This is a genomic window from Bacillus sp. PK5-006, assembly GCF_054161415.1.
This window is the reverse complement of sequence record NZ_CP096414.1, coordinates 3,469,355-3,485,344: the sequence shown is the minus strand read 5'-3', so window position 1 is coordinate 3,485,344 and position 15,990 is coordinate 3,469,355. Positions and strand designations below refer to the sequence as shown.

The 15,990-nt window shown below is 43.5% G+C and carries 15 protein-coding genes; 10 read left to right on the top strand and 5 right to left on the bottom strand.

What is annotated here, in order from left to right:
* Positions 1-8: 8 nt before the first annotated feature.
* The gene (locus M1D84_RS17675; protein ID WP_034621637.1) at positions 9-1,226 is read right to left on the bottom strand and encodes a multidrug effflux MFS transporter; all 1,218 of its coding nucleotides are present in this window, start codon (positions 1,224-1,226) and stop codon (positions 9-11) included.
* 213 nt (positions 1,227-1,439) lie between these two features.
* Between M1D84_RS17675 and M1D84_RS17670 the strand changes: the two genes are divergently transcribed.
* Positions 1,440-1,976, top strand: a complete 537-nt coding sequence (locus tag M1D84_RS17670) for a GNAT family N-acetyltransferase (RefSeq protein ID WP_024424389.1) — start codon at positions 1,440-1,442, stop codon at positions 1,974-1,976.
* Positions 1,977-2,033: 57 nt separating this feature from the next.
* Here M1D84_RS17670 and M1D84_RS17665 read toward each other — a convergent pair whose 3' ends face one another.
* On the bottom strand, positions 2,034-2,237 hold the full coding sequence (locus M1D84_RS17665; protein ID WP_024424388.1) for a hypothetical protein: 204 nt from the start codon (positions 2,235-2,237) through the stop codon (positions 2,034-2,036).
* Between the two features lie 111 nt (positions 2,238-2,348).
* On the opposite strand from M1D84_RS17665, the gene M1D84_RS17660 reads away from it, so the two are divergent.
* Positions 2,349-2,888, top strand: a complete 540-nt coding sequence (locus M1D84_RS17660; RefSeq protein WP_029706595.1) for a DUF402 domain-containing protein — start codon at positions 2,349-2,351, stop codon at positions 2,886-2,888.
* A gap of 39 nt (positions 2,889-2,927) precedes the next feature.
* Here M1D84_RS17660 and M1D84_RS17655 read toward each other — a convergent pair whose 3' ends face one another.
* On the bottom strand, positions 2,928-4,541 hold the full coding sequence (locus M1D84_RS17655; protein ID WP_259279722.1) for a S8 family peptidase: 1,614 nt from the start codon (positions 4,539-4,541) through the stop codon (positions 2,928-2,930).
* Positions 4,542-4,728: 187 nt separating this feature from the next.
* Here M1D84_RS17655 and M1D84_RS17650 point away from each other — a divergent pair, with 187 nt between their 5' ends.
* From M1D84_RS17650 to M1D84_RS17635, 4 genes are all read left to right on the top strand, one after another.
* Positions 4,729-6,210: an amidase gene (locus M1D84_RS17650; RefSeq protein ID WP_332285394.1), complete on the top strand. Its 1,482-nt coding sequence runs from the start codon at positions 4,729-4,731 to the stop codon at positions 6,208-6,210.
* A gap of 37 nt (positions 6,211-6,247) precedes the next feature.
* Positions 6,248-6,820: a TetR/AcrR family transcriptional regulator gene (locus tag M1D84_RS17645; protein ID WP_235356866.1), complete on the top strand. Its 573-nt coding sequence runs from the start codon at positions 6,248-6,250 to the stop codon at positions 6,818-6,820.
* Between the two features lie 80 nt (positions 6,821-6,900).
* Complete coding sequence (locus M1D84_RS17640; protein WP_270126188.1) at positions 6,901-7,923, top strand: quercetin 2,3-dioxygenase; 1,023 nt, start codon at positions 6,901-6,903, stop codon at positions 7,921-7,923.
* Between the two features lie 158 nt (positions 7,924-8,081).
* Complete coding sequence (locus tag M1D84_RS17635; protein ID WP_024424382.1) at positions 8,082-9,215, top strand: zinc-dependent alcohol dehydrogenase; 1,134 nt, start codon at positions 8,082-8,084, stop codon at positions 9,213-9,215.
* Between the two features lie 21 nt (positions 9,216-9,236).
* Here M1D84_RS17635 and M1D84_RS17630 read toward each other — a convergent pair whose 3' ends face one another.
* The gene (locus M1D84_RS17630) at positions 9,237-9,674 is read right to left on the bottom strand and encodes a MarR family winged helix-turn-helix transcriptional regulator (RefSeq protein ID WP_012008812.1); all 438 of its coding nucleotides are present in this window, start codon (positions 9,672-9,674) and stop codon (positions 9,237-9,239) included.
* A gap of 262 nt (positions 9,675-9,936) precedes the next feature.
* Here M1D84_RS17630 and M1D84_RS17625 point away from each other — a divergent pair, with 262 nt between their 5' ends.
* The 4 genes from M1D84_RS17625 to M1D84_RS17610 all read left to right on the top strand — a co-directional run bounded on the left by M1D84_RS17625 (position 9,937) and on the right by M1D84_RS17610 (position 14,531).
* Entirely contained in the window at positions 9,937-11,445 is a 1,509-nt protein-coding gene (locus tag M1D84_RS17625) for a class I adenylate-forming enzyme family protein (protein WP_073203642.1), read from the top strand.
* A gap of 66 nt (positions 11,446-11,511) precedes the next feature.
* Positions 11,512-12,894, top strand: coding sequence for an amino acid permease (locus tag M1D84_RS17620; protein WP_024424380.1), 1,383 nt, complete (start codon positions 11,512-11,514; stop codon positions 12,892-12,894).
* Between the two features lie 100 nt (positions 12,895-12,994).
* On the top strand, positions 12,995-13,360 hold the full coding sequence (locus M1D84_RS17615; protein WP_025092526.1) for a VOC family protein: 366 nt from the start codon (positions 12,995-12,997) through the stop codon (positions 13,358-13,360).
* A 310-nt stretch (positions 13,361-13,670) separates the two neighbouring features.
* Positions 13,671-14,531, top strand: coding sequence for an alpha/beta fold hydrolase (locus M1D84_RS17610; RefSeq protein WP_024424378.1), 861 nt, complete (start codon positions 13,671-13,673; stop codon positions 14,529-14,531).
* 39 nt (positions 14,532-14,570) lie between these two features.
* On the opposite strand, the gene M1D84_RS17605 is transcribed toward M1D84_RS17610, so the two are convergent.
* Positions 14,571-15,986 (bottom strand): alanine/glycine:cation symporter family protein, encoded by a 1,416-nt coding sequence (locus tag M1D84_RS17605; protein ID WP_024424377.1) that lies wholly within the window; start codon positions 15,984-15,986, stop codon positions 14,571-14,573.
* Positions 15,987-15,990 lie beyond the last annotated feature (4 nt).

Below are 15,990 nucleotides of genomic sequence, written 5' to 3'. Positions count from 1 at the left end.
AAACCCGCTTATGCGGGTCTTTTTTTCGCCCGGGCCACAAAGAAGAAATAACAGCAAAGTGCGCCTAGATCACAAAGCATGATGATCAGACCCATTGGAAAGGCTGTTTGGCTTCCGGCTAGTCCGACAAGAGGTGTCATGCAAGCGCCTAGCAGCATTTGCGCAACACCGATCAGTGCAGCTGCACTTCCTGCATGCGCTCCGTGATGCTGCATCGCAAGAGACGGCGCAGAGGTGCCGACAATTCCAACACTTGAGACAACAAAAAACAGCGGAATCAGAATGCCGTACAATCCTGCATCAATCGAGATCATCAAAAATAAAGTGACTCCGCCTAATGCAGCTGTCAGCAATCCAATGCGAAGGACTTTCTCTTCACCGATTTTCGCAGCGACTCGGGCAAATACTTGTCCAGCCGTGATGATTCCAAGACTATTTACCGCAAAGGCTGCACTAAATCCTTGTGGAGAAAGGTTGAAAATTTCCTGAAGCACAAACGGTGAACCAGAAATATAGGCAAACATCGCTGCGAATACAAGACCTTGTGAGAGAGCATATCCAACAAAGAGACGATCACTGGCTAAAATTTTCATCGCGCCTGCAATCTGTTGAAAGCCCCCGGTCTGTCTACGCTCTGCGGGTAAGCTTTCTTGCAGTGAAAAAATCGATCTCAGCAGCATCAGTGCCCCGAGAATTCCGAGTAGTACAAATACACCCTGCCATGTCGTGAAGCGTAAAATCTGTCCGCCTGCAATAGGCGCGGCTGCCGGAGCAACCCCGTTGACTAACATCAGCAGTGCAAAGAATTTCGTCATTTCTGATCCTTCATAATGATCTCGGACAATGGCTCGTGCAATGACAATGCCAGCTGAACCAGCAAGTCCTTGAATCAATCTAAGAAGAATGAACGTCCAAATCGATGTGACCACTGTACAAAGAAGGGATGCCGCAATAAAGATGGTCAACCCAATCATCAGCGGTTTTCTTCTGCCGATCGTATCGCTGATCGGACCTGCAATCAGCTGGCCAAGCGCCAGTCCAATGAGACAAGCCATCAGACTTAATTGAGACAACGCCGTGCTCGCCCCAAAATCACGAGCAATATGAGGCAAAGCAGGTAAATACATATCCATTGCCAGCGGAGCAAGGGCTGTTAAAGATCCGAGCAATGCGGCAAGGAGAAATCGATTTTTTTTCGATTCTTGGGGATAAGATAAAGAACTCATATGATGACAACACTCCTCGTATACTTCCTCAACAAAGCATAATGAATCAAGCGTTCCTTTTCAATGAAAAATTTTCAAAGATGATTCCGTGCAAAATGATTGATCTTTCGAATGAGACTCTTTACATTAAATGAGTAGAGAAAAGAGTAAGGCTATCGCATGCAGTGATTGCATGATATGTATATTCACTAATAAAGAGCAGGAGGTGCTGACATGAAGCAGCAAGAGCTGATTATTCGTCAAGCAGTCAAAGAAGATCATGAGGCGATCAGGAACGTGCTGATCAAATCCTATGCACAGTATGAGCCTCAATTTACAGAGGAAGGCTGGCAAAATTATTCTGCCGCGCTTGCAGCAGCTGTAGATAATCCGAACATGGAGCTGATGCTTGTGGCGGAGCTTGACGGCAAGGTCGTGGGGACGCTTCAAATGTTCCGGTCATCAGAGCAAGCGTATGACAAACCTGAAATGGGCATTACATCAGCCATCGTCCGGTTTTTAGGAGTAGATCCCGATGTGAGGGGAAAAGGCATTGCAGAATCATTGCTGCGTAAAAGTATTGAACTGACGCAATCATGGGGCGAAAATGTCCTGTATCTTCATACATCTGATAAAATGCAGGCTGCCATTCGCTTATATGAAAGAATGGGCTTTGAGCGTGCGCTTGATAAAGAATTTGTGAACCAAAATGGGACACATGTCAAGAGCTATCAATATGTGATCAAGAAAGAACAGCCGGCAGGCTCATAATATAATGTGCAGAAAAGGAAGAGCTTACCTCCATGGACAGCTCTTCCTTTTTTCAATTTACGCCCACAGTGCCAGCGCCCAATATGATACCACCCACGAGATGAAACCGAACATGACAAAGAATTTTAACATGCGCTCATAAGGAGACAGCTTTCGTTCTCTCTTCGTTTTCACCAGCTGCCAATAAAGGACTAAGCCGCAAATCATGAGAATGATTTGTCCAAGCTGTGTAAAGTTTTCAAGAATCGTGATTCCGTTCATTTATTCCACCTCATCATAGGTCTTCCATAAGTAAATGAGGCAATCCTTTATTTCTTCAAAAAAAATCGGTGTATACTGGAAAGAGACCAAATGTTTAGAGGGAGTTGTGACATGTTGTTTTCGCTGCATGCGAATCGTTGGGATGAAGTCATCGAGAGAAAAATCAAATACGATCAGAAAGTTGTGGAACATACCTGTCAGCTGTTAGACGCAAAGGAGCAGCAGGCTGTGCTGTTTCACAAGATTGAAGAACCGTTTACGATGAGGGCAGGTGAGGGTGCTCTAACCATTCCAAAAGGGAGCTATACGACCGCTTATTATTGGAAGGATCGTCCTTACAACATATATTTCTGGAGAGATGATCAAGGGAAGGAACTAGGATCTTATTTGAATATGGTGGGAGATACACAGTTCAACGGGCAGCTGGTCATGTTTGAAGACCTCATTATTGATCTTCTTGTTCTTCCGAATGGTGATGTCTTTGTGCTGGATGAAGATGAATTGCCGGAGAGTTTAGCGGATTTTGAACACGGTACAGTACGGCGGGCATTAGAGAGCGTGACGGCTTCGTTAGAAAGCATTCTCGATCAAGTGAGGGCAGATGCCGAAGGGAAATATCATCACAGCTTGTTTGAGCCGATGTTGAGATAGAAAAAAACGATTCCTCGCTGAAAGGAATCGTTTTTTCTATTAAACCTTAATGCGGTTTAATCGTTTTTGTAAATTGGTTTTTGTTTTGGAGGCTTTTAGCTGTTTGACAGCGCTTTGAGCCGCTGCTTTTGTTTTCTTTGTTCGTTTGGCTTCCGCTTTTTTGACCTTTTGTTTAGCGTCCGTCACTTTCTTTTGATAAGCGACTTGTTTTTTGACCTTGTCGAGCCGGTTTTGCAGGCTTGTTTTTTCTTTGCCTTTGTTTAGTTTTTTGATGGCCGTTTGAGCACTTTTAATAGCGCCCTGTGTTTTGTTCTTTTCGGCTGTTTTGACCTTTGCACGTGCCGAGCGGATATCAATGGCTGCTTGGACTTTCTTCACCCGTTCTGTGAGTGCTGTTTTTTGTTTACTTGCAGTGAGCCGGCCAATTCTCGTTTTGGCTTGATTGACATCTGCCTGCTTTTTAGATGTTTCGGCTGTTTTGACAGCACTGGCCGCAGCCTTTAAAAAGGTGGATTGCGGCACATATTGCACGCGGCCATAGCCGAATTGCGGATCCTTCCCTTTTGCGCCAAGATCCACTGTATAGCTGCGCAATAAAGTGCGAAGCTGTGCATTTGTTTTCTTCGGATGAAGCTGCTTTAACAGTGCCAGCATTCCTGTGACATGCGGTGCAGCTTGTGATGTCCCCGTTGCATACCAATATTCATTTTTTAAATAAGTGCTGATAACGTTCTCGCCAGGGGCAGAAAATTCAATCCCTTTTCCTGTATTCGAGATAGACGCGAGTTTATCTTTGGAAGTTGTTGCAGAAACGGCAATGACACTATTGTAAGCAGCAGGGTAGCTAATATAATTCTTTTTCCCATCATTTCCGCTTGCAGCAACCACGAGCAGGCCCTTTTTATAGGCTTCATCTACTGCTGAACGCAAGATGGGGATATTGTCTTCAAAGCCTAAACTTAAATTAATAATGTCCATCTTGTTGGTAATCGCCCAATCGATGCCTCGAAGTAGACTATACAGGTCGCCTTCTCCCTTTTTATCTAACACTTTCACAGCATACAGCTTCACACCGGAAGCCACGCCGACTGTTCCATAATCGTTATTAAGCGCACCAATCGTGCCGGCGACATGTGTGCCATGTCCTTCATCATCTTTATAAGAGGATGTGTAGCTCACGAATGATTTACCGCCGGATACCTTTAAATCCTCGTGTGGGAAAATACCAGTATCTAAAACGGCTACTTTTACATTTTTACCAGTGACGCCTTCTTTTATTGCTTGCTTTATATTTAGTTTTTGCAGATTGTAAGATTTTTGTACCAATGCATCTTGATTAGTAGCAGCGGCTGTTTTCTTCATAGTAGAAGCCGCGAGTTTAACCTTTACGTTTTTTGAGACGTAAGCGATGTTTGGGTCTTTTTTGAGTGAGGTGACCGCTTGTTCATCTGCTGTCACAGCGACAGCGGGAAGATGTATGTACTGTGCGTTCACTTTCTCACTTTCCTCAATCGCTGTTTGTTTTCCTTTTTGATTTTTATAGACGATGATGACATCTGTTTCTTTTGGCGGTGCAGCTGCCTGCGAATGGAAGGGCAAAGCAGTTGTCAACGCAAGAAGAAACGCAATGACGATAAGTAATTTCTTTTTCAATGCGTGGCTCCTCTCATCCGATGACCTCGGTCTTTTTTTCTCTATTATATCGGAGAAAGCAGAGGGATGGGATAGTAGAATTGTCGTCTTGTTCAGAAAGTTATTTTTACAAGTAACCTGAAATTGAAATTCATAGAATTCTAGTAGACAATAGAGACATCATGATAAGAGAAAGAAGGACATGCTGATGAACGTAAAAGAGTATATGACGTATGATGCGACTGGCTTGGCAGCACTTGTGCGGAATAAGCAGGTAACACCCGAGGAGCTTATGCAGGTGGCATTTGATAGATTGAATGAGGTCAATCCAGAACTAAACGCTGTGATACGGACAAGACAAGAACAAGTTTTAAAAGACATCAAGGTGTTACATGAGTATCAGCCATTTGCGGGCGTTCCGTTTGTGCTGAAAAATATATCGCAAGGGATTAAAAATGAACCGCTGACAGCAGGAGCTTTGCTGTTAAAGGATGTAAAAGCAAATTCGGATTCGCACTTTGTTGATCGGTTGAAGCAGGCTGGTTTTCTCATGATCGGACATACAAATACACCGGAATTCGGTTTAAGAAATGTGACGGAGCCTGCGTTACATGGTCCAACGAGAAATCCTTGGAATACGGACTATTCTCCGGGCGGCTCAAGCGGCGGGACAGCAGCAGCTGTTGCAAGCGGCATTGTACCTGCTGGCGGAGCAAGTGATGGCGGTGGTTCCATCCGGATTCCAGCATCCTTTACCGGTTTGTTCGGCCTTAAGCCTACGCGTGGAAGAACGCCAGTAGGCCCAGGCGCAGGAAGGCAGTGGCAAGGGGCTTCCATTGACTTTACACTCACAAAGACAGTGCGGGACAGTGCAGCCCTTCTTGATCTTCTTCAAGTCATTCAGCCTGAAGCTGCTTTCCAAACCCCATTATACGATGGCAGTTACCAAGAGGATCTGGTGAAACGTACATCTTCTATGCGAATTGCTTACAGCGTAGAATCTCCAGTTGGTACGAAGGTCAGTGAGGAGGCGGAGCAGGCGGTTCAGCAAACAGTGAAATGGCTGAGTGAGCAAGGTCATCAAGTAGAGGAAGCCAAGCCGGAAATTGATGGGATTCATCTCATGCAGCAATATTACGTGATGAACAGCGGAGAAATGTCTGCGTTATTCACTTCCTTGGCTCGTTCGTTAGGGCGTCCAGTAAAGCCGGAGGAAACGGACATCGTGGCATGGGTGCTGGCGGAGGCTGGCAAGAATGTGACCGCTGCTGCTTATACAGAAAGTCTTGATGCGTGGGATCGGGCTGCTGCACAAATGGCATCATTTCATCAAACCTACGATCTCTATGTGACACCAGCTACTGCCTATTCAGCTCCAAAGGTTGGTGAGCTTATGCATTCAGATCAGGAAACAGCCGCACTTTTACGTGTGTCATCTCTTTCCATGCAAGCACAGCAGGATCTTATTTATGACATGTTCCTCAAGAGCTTGACCTACACCCCATTTACACAGCTTGCCAACTTAACAGGTCAGCCATCAATGAGTGTTCCTGTTCATCTGACTAGCGCGGGCATGCCTTTAGGGGTACAAGTGACAGCACCTAAAGGAAAAGAGGACTGGCTGCTCAGGCTTGCGGCGGAAATGGAAACATCCTCGATTTGGAAAGGAACTAGCCAATTAAATCAATAACGCATGATAAGCGACTTTGGTCTATGGAGGGAAAAGAGTGTCACACGTGAGTACGAAGGATAAAATCATTCAAACGGCAGCACTTCTTTTACGTAAACAGGGATACCATGCGACAGGATTGAATCAAATTATCAGAGAGAGCGGCACACCTAAAGGCTCTCTTTATTATTACTTTCCAAATGGAAAAGAAGAGCTGGCCATTGCATCTGTTGAATACATTAGTCAAAAGGTCATCAATCAAATTGAAGAAGGCTTTGCCTATTCCGATGACCCATATATCGCTATCGATCGTTTTATGACAAAGATCATTCGAGGATTTATGGAGAAAGAAAGTGAAAGAGGGATTCCAATTGTCTTGCTTGCGGCAGAGTCCAAGCCTGAAAACGCGCAGCTTCATGTTGCATGCAAACAAGAAATGATCCGCTGGCAGGAGCTTGTAAAAGAAAAGCTAATGAACAGCGGGTATGAAGAAAACAAAGCGGATGAGCTGGCTTCTCTCCTTCACTCAATGGTCATCGGGGGTTTATCGATGACCACTGCACTCAAGCAAACGACCCCTTTAGAACACGTAAAAAGTTACCTTAGACACTTATTTATGCGAGAAGAGTAAAATCTCTCGCATATTGTCTATCTATTATATCAATTGGTCTATATAATATAGATAGTCAATTTGTCATGAGGAGTGATGGGATGTCGGAGCAACCGCAATCGATGAAGCAATCCGAAGGTACCCCTTTTTATACCGTGTCTGGTTCCGGAAAGATGTATGGGCTGGAGAATCAGCTTGTTCATATGCTGGCAGAAGCAAATCAAACGAATCAGCTGTTTGAGCTTGCCTTAATCACAGGTGGGAAAGGAGCATATTTCCCGCTGCACTGTCATGAGCACTTATTTGAAACCATTTTTGTGCTGGAAGGAAAGCTTGAAGTGATGCTGGACGGTAAAAAATACATGGTCACAGCCTTTGATTATATTCATATCCCGCCCAAAACGATTCATGGCTACAGAATGCATAGTCATAAAACAAGATTTATTTCATATACGCTGGGCGGAAAAATGACAGATGTCTATCAGCAAATTGGGAAGAGGCTTTTTCAGAATAAATGGTCTATGACTCATTATGCTTTCGATGCAACCAGTTTTCAGCAGGCTGAAAAAGAAAGCGATATCATCCTGATGCATGGAATCAGAGAACTGTCTAATACAACGAGGCCCTCCGTTTTATTTCATAGTCAGCTTCCTCACGAGGTACAGCCTTATGTATTAGAGGCTGGTGAAGGGAAGCAATACATCATTGATGGTCAGATTCATGAGCTGATTGCAACAGTAGAAACAACAGGAGGCGGATTCAGTCATTTTGTGGTTGAAGGAGCGAAGGAGAAATATTTCCCGCCGCATTATCATCAAGTTCATACAGAAGCAATCTATTGTGTTGAAGGGAAGATGAACCTTCATTTGAACGGAGAGGATATTTGCTTGATGCCGGGTGACTTTGTCTATATCCCGCCGGATACGATCCACTCTTATGAATTTGTGTCTCATTCAAATAAAATGTTGGTTTTGCTGCTTCCAGGAGAAATTGAGCAGGTGTATGAGCAGTTTGAAGAATCTCCAAGCCCAAGTATATGCCCCTATTTTATTCAAGAAGGGAATTTCATGTTCAATCGGGAGACTTCAACTCAATATGATTTGTTTTTTGTTGAAAAGGAATAATTGTGTAACGCGTTACACGACATCAGGAGTCTGTCGAAACAATCGACAGGCTTTTTTTGTTTTTTGCCTCCTCCACATAAATTTCTCATTTGATGAATGAACCATTCATTCAAGGTGAAGCTATGTAAAGATGACTTGAGCTAAAGGAGGAAATCCATGTGAGAGCTGTTACTTATCAAGGGAAAAATAGCATTGCAGTGAAGAAAGTAGATGCACCGTCGATTCAAGATCGGGAAGATGTGATCATACGTATTACATCAACAGCAATTTGTGGATCAGATTTACATTTGTATCAGGGGAATTTCCCGCTTCCAATCGGCTATGTGATTGGGCATGAACCAATGGGGATTGTGGAGGAAGTTGGCCCGGATGTCACAGCCGTAAAAAAGGGAGACCGTGTCGTCATTCCATTTACAGTTGCATGTGGTAAATGCCAATATTGCGATCATCACTTAGAAAGCCAATGTGACAACTCAAACCCGCACTACGATTCGGGTGGACTTTTTGGCTATAGTGAGAAATATGGGAATTACCCCGGAGGACAGGCAGAGTATTTACGCGTACCTTTTGGCAACTATACACCGTTTAAGATCCCAGAAGATTGTGAACTGGAGGATGAACAATTGCTGTTCTTATCAGATGTCCTCCCAACCGCCTATTGGAGTGTAGAGCACGCAGGTGTGAAAAAAGGCGATACGGTCATTGTGCTAGGCTGCGGACCTGTTGGGTTAATGGCGCAGCAATTTGCTTGGCAAAAAGGAGCAGAACGTGTGATTGCCGTCGATTACATTGATTACCGCCTGCGGCATGCAAAACGAATGAGCGGCGTTGAGGTCTTTGACTTTACAGAAGATCCCGACATGGGAGAAACGTTAAAGGAGCTCACCAAGGGCGGGGCCGATGTTGTGATTGATTGTGTGGGAATGGACGGGAAGAAGTCGCCGCTTGAAAAAATTGAGCAAAAGCTCAAGCTGCAAGGCGGAACGATCGGACCCATTCAAATTGCCACAAAAGCCGTTCGCAAATGTGGAACAGTGCAGATGACGGGTGTGTACGGCGGCCTGTACAACATGTTTCCATTAGGCGCTTTTTTCGCAAGAAACGTCACCCTGAAAATGGGCCAAGCCCCGGCGAGAGGATACATGTCAAAGCTCTATCAAAAAGTGACAAGCGGTGAAATTGATCCTAGAGCCATTATCACTCACAAATTACCATTAGATGAAGCTGCACATGCGTACCACATCTTCAATGACAAACAGGATGATTGTATAAAGGTCGTTTTAAAGCCATAAAAAGAAGGCTTAGGAGTATTCCTAAGCCTTTAATGTGTGCTCGTCCATCATTTTTTCGATTAATTCAAAAAATGTTTTTTTATCTTCCTCTGAAAGGTGGTTGAACAATTGATTCACAAGCAGCTGGCGATTGTCGATCATTTGTTTAGCAATTTGTTCACCCGATTCAGAGAGTTCAATCCACACTGTACGGCGGTCATTATTATTTCGAGAGCGGATGATCAGCCCTTCGTCTTCTAAGTGATTGAGAGCGGTTGTTGTTGCAGAGGGAGATAATGAAACTTCCTGCAGAATATTTTTCACAGTACATGATTGATGGCGGTAGATGATACGTAAAATAAACCCTTTAACATTCGTCACGTTTTTCGGAATATTTTCTTCATCTATTTGTTTCGTCGCCTTTAAATACTTCGTCAGTGCATGGTCTAACAAACTTGCCTCTAGCTCGAAATGTTGCATTCTCCATACCTCTTTTCCTATTGCATTCGCATTTTCCGATCAATTACTAGGTCTATCTTATCATAATAATCATCATGATTTAAACCAAAATGGAAGACGGCTATAAAATTACCTATATTATCAATTAATATAAAGAACAATTCCAAAATGAAATGATTTTACTTTCAGCTGTTTTTATTTTAGAATGTGAATGAGATAAAATCTGCCAACCCAATTCGCTGGAAATTGGCTATTGGAAATCAAACGTTTGGAGATGAAGATATTGAATACTTTACAGGCATTACTAAACGACAGAATGGAACGCTCTTCACAAATTGAGGCGGTAACTGGCGGAGGGGTGTCTTATACATTTGAAGAATATGCAAAACGCATCGACCAGCTTGCTCATTACTTAAATCAAAAAGGAATTCGAAAAGGTGACCGCGTTTGCTTTATTTGTCAAAACCATCATCACTTTTCAACGATTATGCTGGCAGCCATTAAAGCAGGTGCAGTCGCAGTTCCGCTTAGCTGGCAGCTTACTTCATTTGAGCTGGAGGGTATTTTGAAAAAAGCAGAGCCAAAGGCTTTATTTTTTGACCGAGAATTCCGTGAGATTATTTCTGCGGTGAATGTGTCTTTAGACAACTGTCTCATGGTGGAATCTGGTGTAAATGCGAAAACAACGCAGCTGTTTGAAGACATATTGGCTTCAAATGATGGCAGTGATCTTGCGGAAGAGGTATCAGAAGAGGATCTAGCGATGATCTTATTTACCTCTGGGACAACGGGGAATCCAAAAGGCTGTATGGTCGGACATGGACGAATCTATCAATTTTTAACAAGACGCGGGAATCGAGGATTTGACTTGAAAGGGAAACGCTACTTGGCGAGTCACCCTCTCTATCATATGAGTTCAATTAATCATCTGATCGCTGCTGCCATTGAAGGGTATACACTTGTTTTTTTACATGATGCAACGCCGAAGCGCATTTTAGAAACGATCGAAAAAGAAAGAATAACGTTCATGATGGCTTTCCCATCAGCTTATACGTACATGCTGGAAGAAATGAAGCGCGGTTCGTATGACCTTTCATCCTTTGAAATTGCGATTTCTGGCGGTACGAAGGTGCCGGTCCGTTTGATTAAGGACTACAAAGAAGCAGGCATTCAGATGATGCATGGCTACGGAAGCACGGAAGCATGGGTTGTCAGTGCGTGGCATCCTGCGATGGGCGAGGATAAAATGGGCTCTGCTGGTAAAGTGGATCCAGATGTAGAAGTGAAAATCGTTCATCCTGAGACTGAGGAAACACTGCCAGTTGGAGAAATTGGCGAAGTTGTCATGAGAAGCCCATTTTATTTCTTAGGCTATTATCATCAGCCTGACGCTACTGCGAAGGTACTCAAAGATGGCTGGTTCCATATGGGAGATGCAGGCTATCTAGATGAAGATGGTTTTCTATTTATCACAGGCAGATACAAAGATGTCATTTTATACGGCGGAGACAATATCTATCCTGACCAAGTAGAAGAAGTCATTGAACAAATACCAGGTGTGATTGAATCAGCTGTCATCGGGGTGCCAGACGAATTATATGGTGAAGTGCCAAGTGCGTATATCGTAAAAGACGAATCCGCCGATTTCTGCGAAGAAGATGTGGTGAACTATTGTCAGGAACGTTTGGCAGATTACAAAGTGCCATCCATTCATTTCATCAGTGATCTGCCAAAAAACAAGCTTGGTAAAATTATGAAGAAAGATTTACGTGAATTGGTTGTGAATGCTTAGTACCTATTCTGCTATAATGAAATTTGAATGATTTTTTGTTTTTCTAACGTTTTGGAGGGAAAGGGTTTGCGACATATTCTTCGTAAGAAACACGTTCACGATTTGTTGGAACAGAGCAGACAGCAAAAGGTAAAGAAAACACTGGGCGGGCTAGATCTCACGCTTCTTGGTATAGGGGCAGTGATTGGCACAGGGGTTATGGTGTTAACTGGTATAACAGCGGCTAAGGATGCAGGACCGGCTGTTATTTTCTCCTTTGCGATTGCAGCCATTGTGTGCAGTTTGGCAGCACTTTGTTATGCAGAAATGGCTTCAGCGCTTCCTGTATTCGGCAGTGCGTACATTTATTCATATACGACCATGGGCGAGCTTGTAGGCCATTTGATGGGCTGGACCTTATTGTCTGTTTATATGCTGACTGCTTCAGCTGTCGCCAGCGGCTGGTCGAGTTATTTCAACAGCTTGCTTGAGGGATTTGGAATTTCGATTCCGCATCAATTCTTAGCGGGGCCGGAGCAAGGCGGATATATGAATCTGCCGGCGATTATCATTGCTCTACTGATTGCGTGGATCTTATCTAGAGGAACGAAGGAAAGTAAAAAATTTAATAATATCATGGTGTTTGTGAAACTCGGTATTATTGTTCTTTTCATTGTAGTAGGCGGCTTTTATGTACAGCCATCCAATTGGCAGCCGTTTATGCCGTTTGGCGCAGAAGGTGTCATTGCCGGTGCTGCTGCTGTATTTTTTGCCTTTTTAGGGTTTGATGCAATTTCTGCTTCAGCAGAAGAGGTGAAAAATCCGCAGCGGAACCTGCCAATTGGGATCATAGGTTCATTACTTATTTGTACGATCATTTACATTGTCGTTTGTTTGGTCATGACAGGCATGGTGCACTATACACAGCTGAATGTCACAGAGGCTATGTCCTATGTCCTGCAAAGTGTACATCAAAATAGTGTGGCTGGTATTATTTCTGTTGGTGCGGTCATTGGATTGATGGCTGTGATTTTCGCCAATAATTATGCAGCAACTCGAATTGCCTATGCGATGGGCCGAGACGGACTTTTGCCTAAAGTGTTTTCAAAAACAAACAAAAGCGATACGCCTGTTGCTAGCATATGGATGATTGGCGGAATGACAGCTGTTATTTCAGGCTTTATTGATTTGAAGGATCTGTCCAACTTAGCGAATATCGGTGCGTTATTAACGTTTGCCATGGTCAGTTTATCTGTGCTTATTTTGAGAAAAACACATCAGCAGCTTGAGAGGGGCTTCAGGGTTCCTTTTGTGCCGGTTTTGCCGATTATATCAATGGGCTGCTGCTTGTTCCTTATGCTCAACTTACCAGGCCGGACATGGCTTTACTTTGGGGTTTGGCTGTTAATCGGTGTCGTCATGTATGCAGCGTATTCAAACAAACATAGTGAATTAGCGAAATCTTCATGAGAAAAAGGTGCAAATCCGTTGACGATTTGTGCCTTTTTTCATACGATTTGGGATAAGCTATAAAAGAGATGATGAACGGAACAAGAGGAGGATGAGGGATATGATTAGTGTTAGTCCTTATATTGTTGTAGAAGATGTGAAAGAATCTCTTCAATATTATCAAGGGATTTTTGGTGGGGATATTCAGATCTTAAATGAACATCAAGACCGTGTCCTGCATGCTGAATTGCATCTTGGGGAATCACTGCTTCATTTTTCAGATACATTTGGACGCACGCCAAAGCCAGAGAATCTCAGATTGATCATGCAGTTTGACAATGAAGAAGAACTAAAGGCTGTCTATGAAGCGCTGGAAGCTGATGGAGATGTACTGGTCGAATTACAGGATACCTTCTTTGGCGCACTTCACGGACAAGTACAGGACCGGAAAAATGGGTTGATTTGGGTTCTGAATTATATGAAATAGACGAAGACCTTCACGAGTGTGAAGTTTCAGCGTGTAGACAAACCCTCGCATTCGGTGTCAGGTCTGCGCTCCGGTGCTCACGAATGTCAAATTCGCTCCGCTCCGATGCTCGTCCTTCCTAGACTTCAAAGGTTTTCTATCACGCTGAAAGGAAGACAAAGGGCTAAAATCAAGATCATTTTAGCCCTTTGTTAACAATCTGTACCTTCACGAGTGTGAAGGTTTTTTTTGTGAGTGTTTTTATTTTCTGAAAAATGGAAAATATGCTATGTTGGAAGAATAAAAGGACAAGGAGAAGGGTGGCAAAGGAATGGAACAAATTGAGTTTCAATCAATCCAAACAAATGGTGTAACACTTCACACAGCAATGGCTGGACCGGAAAATGGCCCGCTGCTTGTGCTGCTCCACGGGTTTCCTGAGTTTTGGTACGGCTGGAAAAATCAAATCATCCCCTTGGCTGAGGCAGGCTATCGTGTTGTTGTTCCTGACCAAAGAGGCTACCATCTAAGTGACAAGCCAGAAGGAGTCGAATCCTACGTATTAGATAAACTGAGAGATGATATTGTGGGTTTGATCAAGACGCTGAGCCCGAACCAAAAGGCGATTGTCGGCGGACATGACTGGGGAGGAGCTGTTGCTTGGCATTTGGCTTCAACCCGTTCTCAATATGTCGAGAAATTAATCATTGTCAATATGCCGCATCCGCGGGTGATGATGAAGGTTCTTCCTTTTTATCCGCCGCAGTGGAAGAAAAGCTCCTATATCGCTTTTTTTCAGCTTCCGAATGCTCCAGAGGCAGCACTTCAAGAAAATCACTTTCAAAAGCTGGATGAAGCCATTGGGCTGACGGCAAGACCGCATTTGTTCACGAAGGAAGATGTCTCAAGCTACAAGCTCGCTTGGACGCAGCCAGGCGCCTTGACCTCAATGCTGAATTGGTATCGAGCCATTAAAAAGGGCGGCTTTGAAAAGCCGATATCTAAACGTATTTTAGTACCTGTTCGCATGATCTGGGGGATGGAAGACAAATTTTTAAGCAGAAAATTGGCAAAGGAAACGATAAAGATTTGCCCTAATGGCCAACTGATTTTTGTCGATGATGCTTCTCATTGGATCAATCATGAAAAGCCAGAAGTAGTAAACAAACTCATCCTCGAATTTTTGAACTAAAGAAAAAAGCTCTGGTCAGGGGACCAGAGCTTTTGTGATTTACCCGATATGATTCTTTTTCAACGAAGCAGGTTCATCGTCCCAGCATTCAATGTTCTCATTGTTTGGAACGGCATTTTTATAAAAGACTGGATCTTTCCCCTCTTTTTTCTGCCGTGAATAATCCTTTAATGCTGCAAAAGCGACTTTAGACAGCATGGTAATGGCAATGAGGTTGACGATGACCATTAAGCCCATAAACAGATCGGCAAGATTCCAAACAAAAGGAACACTTGCTACAGCACCGAATAAAACCATGGCAATGACCGCAATACGGTATCCAATCAACCATGCTTTGCTTGATTTAAGGAATTCAATGTTCGTTTCACCATAGTAATAATTCCCGATTAGCGTACTAAACGCAAATAAGAAAACCATAATGGCAAGAACACCCGAAGCCCAAGGACCGATGTGTTCACTTAAAGATGCTTGAGTGAGCTCAATACCTGTTAATTTTGTCGTTTTATATGCACTTGAGAAAAGGACGATAAAGGCAGTACTTGTACAAATAATCAGTGTATCAATTAAGACACCAAATGCTTGGATCAGTCCTTGCTTTACAGGGTGGGTCGTCACGGCAGCTGCAGCAGCGTTTGGTGCGCTACCCATCCCAGCTTCGTTTGAGAATAGACCCCGTTTGATCCCTTCCATAATGACGGCACCCATGGTACCACCAGCAAACTGCTCAATACCGAATGCATGTGAAATAATAGTCTTGACCACACCAGGAAGTTCAGTAATGTTTGTAATCATGACAAAAAGAGCAATACCAATATAAGCGACAGCTAAGAAGACCACAATGTATTCTGCCATCTTGGCAATCGTTTTGACCCCGCCGAAAATGATGATACTAAATCCGATAGCCATAATGACGCCTACGACCAGACGATTTGTACCAAATGAATTTTCAAATGCAATGGTAATCGTGTTCGACTGTACAGCGTTAAAGACAATACCAAAAGAAATGGTGATTAATACAGCAAACAAGATCCCCATCCAGCGTTTCTTTAAGCCTTTTTCAATATAGTAAGCGGGACCACCGCGAAAGCCGGATGCATCTTTTACTTTATACACTTGGGCAAGCGTACTTTCAACAAAGCTTGACGCGGAACCGATAATGGCTAGGAGCCACATCCAAAAAATAGCGCCCGGACCACCCATGGCAATTGCAATCGCAATCCCAGTAATGTTCCCAGTTCCAACCCGAGCCGCCATACTAATAGCAAAGGCTTGGAATGGCGATACGCCAGATTTTTGTTTGTTTGTTCCTTCTTTCAGAACAATCACCATTTCCTTAAGCATACGCACTTGAAGGAAACGAGACCTGAATGTGAAATAAAGACCGACAAGAATTAATAGTGCAACAATAATATATGACCATAGATAACCATTTGTTGTTGTTAATAAATCATTCATAACA

Excerpts from the sequence above, each read along its gene's own strand:
- M1D84_RS17660 (WP_029706595.1), top strand. The coding sequence starts at position 2,349 with ATGTTGTTTTCGCTGCATGCGAATCGTTGGGATGAAGTCATCGAGAGA.
- M1D84_RS17670 (WP_024424389.1), top strand. The coding sequence starts at position 1,440 with ATGAAGCAGCAAGAGCTGATTATTCGTCAAGCAGTCAAAGAAGATCAT.
- M1D84_RS17605 (WP_024424377.1), bottom strand. The coding sequence starts at position 15,986 with ATGAATGATTTATTAACAACAACAAATGGTTATCTATGGTCATATATT.
- M1D84_RS17665 (WP_024424388.1), bottom strand. The coding sequence starts at position 2,237 with ATGAACGGAATCACGATTCTTGAAAACTTTACACAGCTTGGACAAATC.
- M1D84_RS17610 (WP_024424378.1), top strand. The coding sequence starts at position 13,671 with ATGGAACAAATTGAGTTTCAATCAATCCAAACAAATGGTGTAACACTT.
- M1D84_RS17650 (WP_332285394.1), top strand. The coding sequence starts at position 4,729 with ATGAACGTAAAAGAGTATATGACGTATGATGCGACTGGCTTGGCAGCA.
- M1D84_RS17640 (WP_270126188.1), top strand. The coding sequence starts at position 6,901 with ATGTCGGAGCAACCGCAATCGATGAAGCAATCCGAAGGTACCCCTTTT.
- M1D84_RS17675 (WP_034621637.1), bottom strand. The coding sequence starts at position 1,226 with ATGAGTTCTTTATCTTATCCCCAAGAATCGAAAAAAAATCGATTTCTC.
- M1D84_RS17630 (WP_012008812.1), bottom strand. The coding sequence starts at position 9,674 with ATGCAACATTTCGAGCTAGAGGCAAGTTTGTTAGACCATGCACTGACG.
- M1D84_RS17615 (WP_025092526.1), top strand. The coding sequence starts at position 12,995 with ATGATTAGTGTTAGTCCTTATATTGTTGTAGAAGATGTGAAAGAATCT.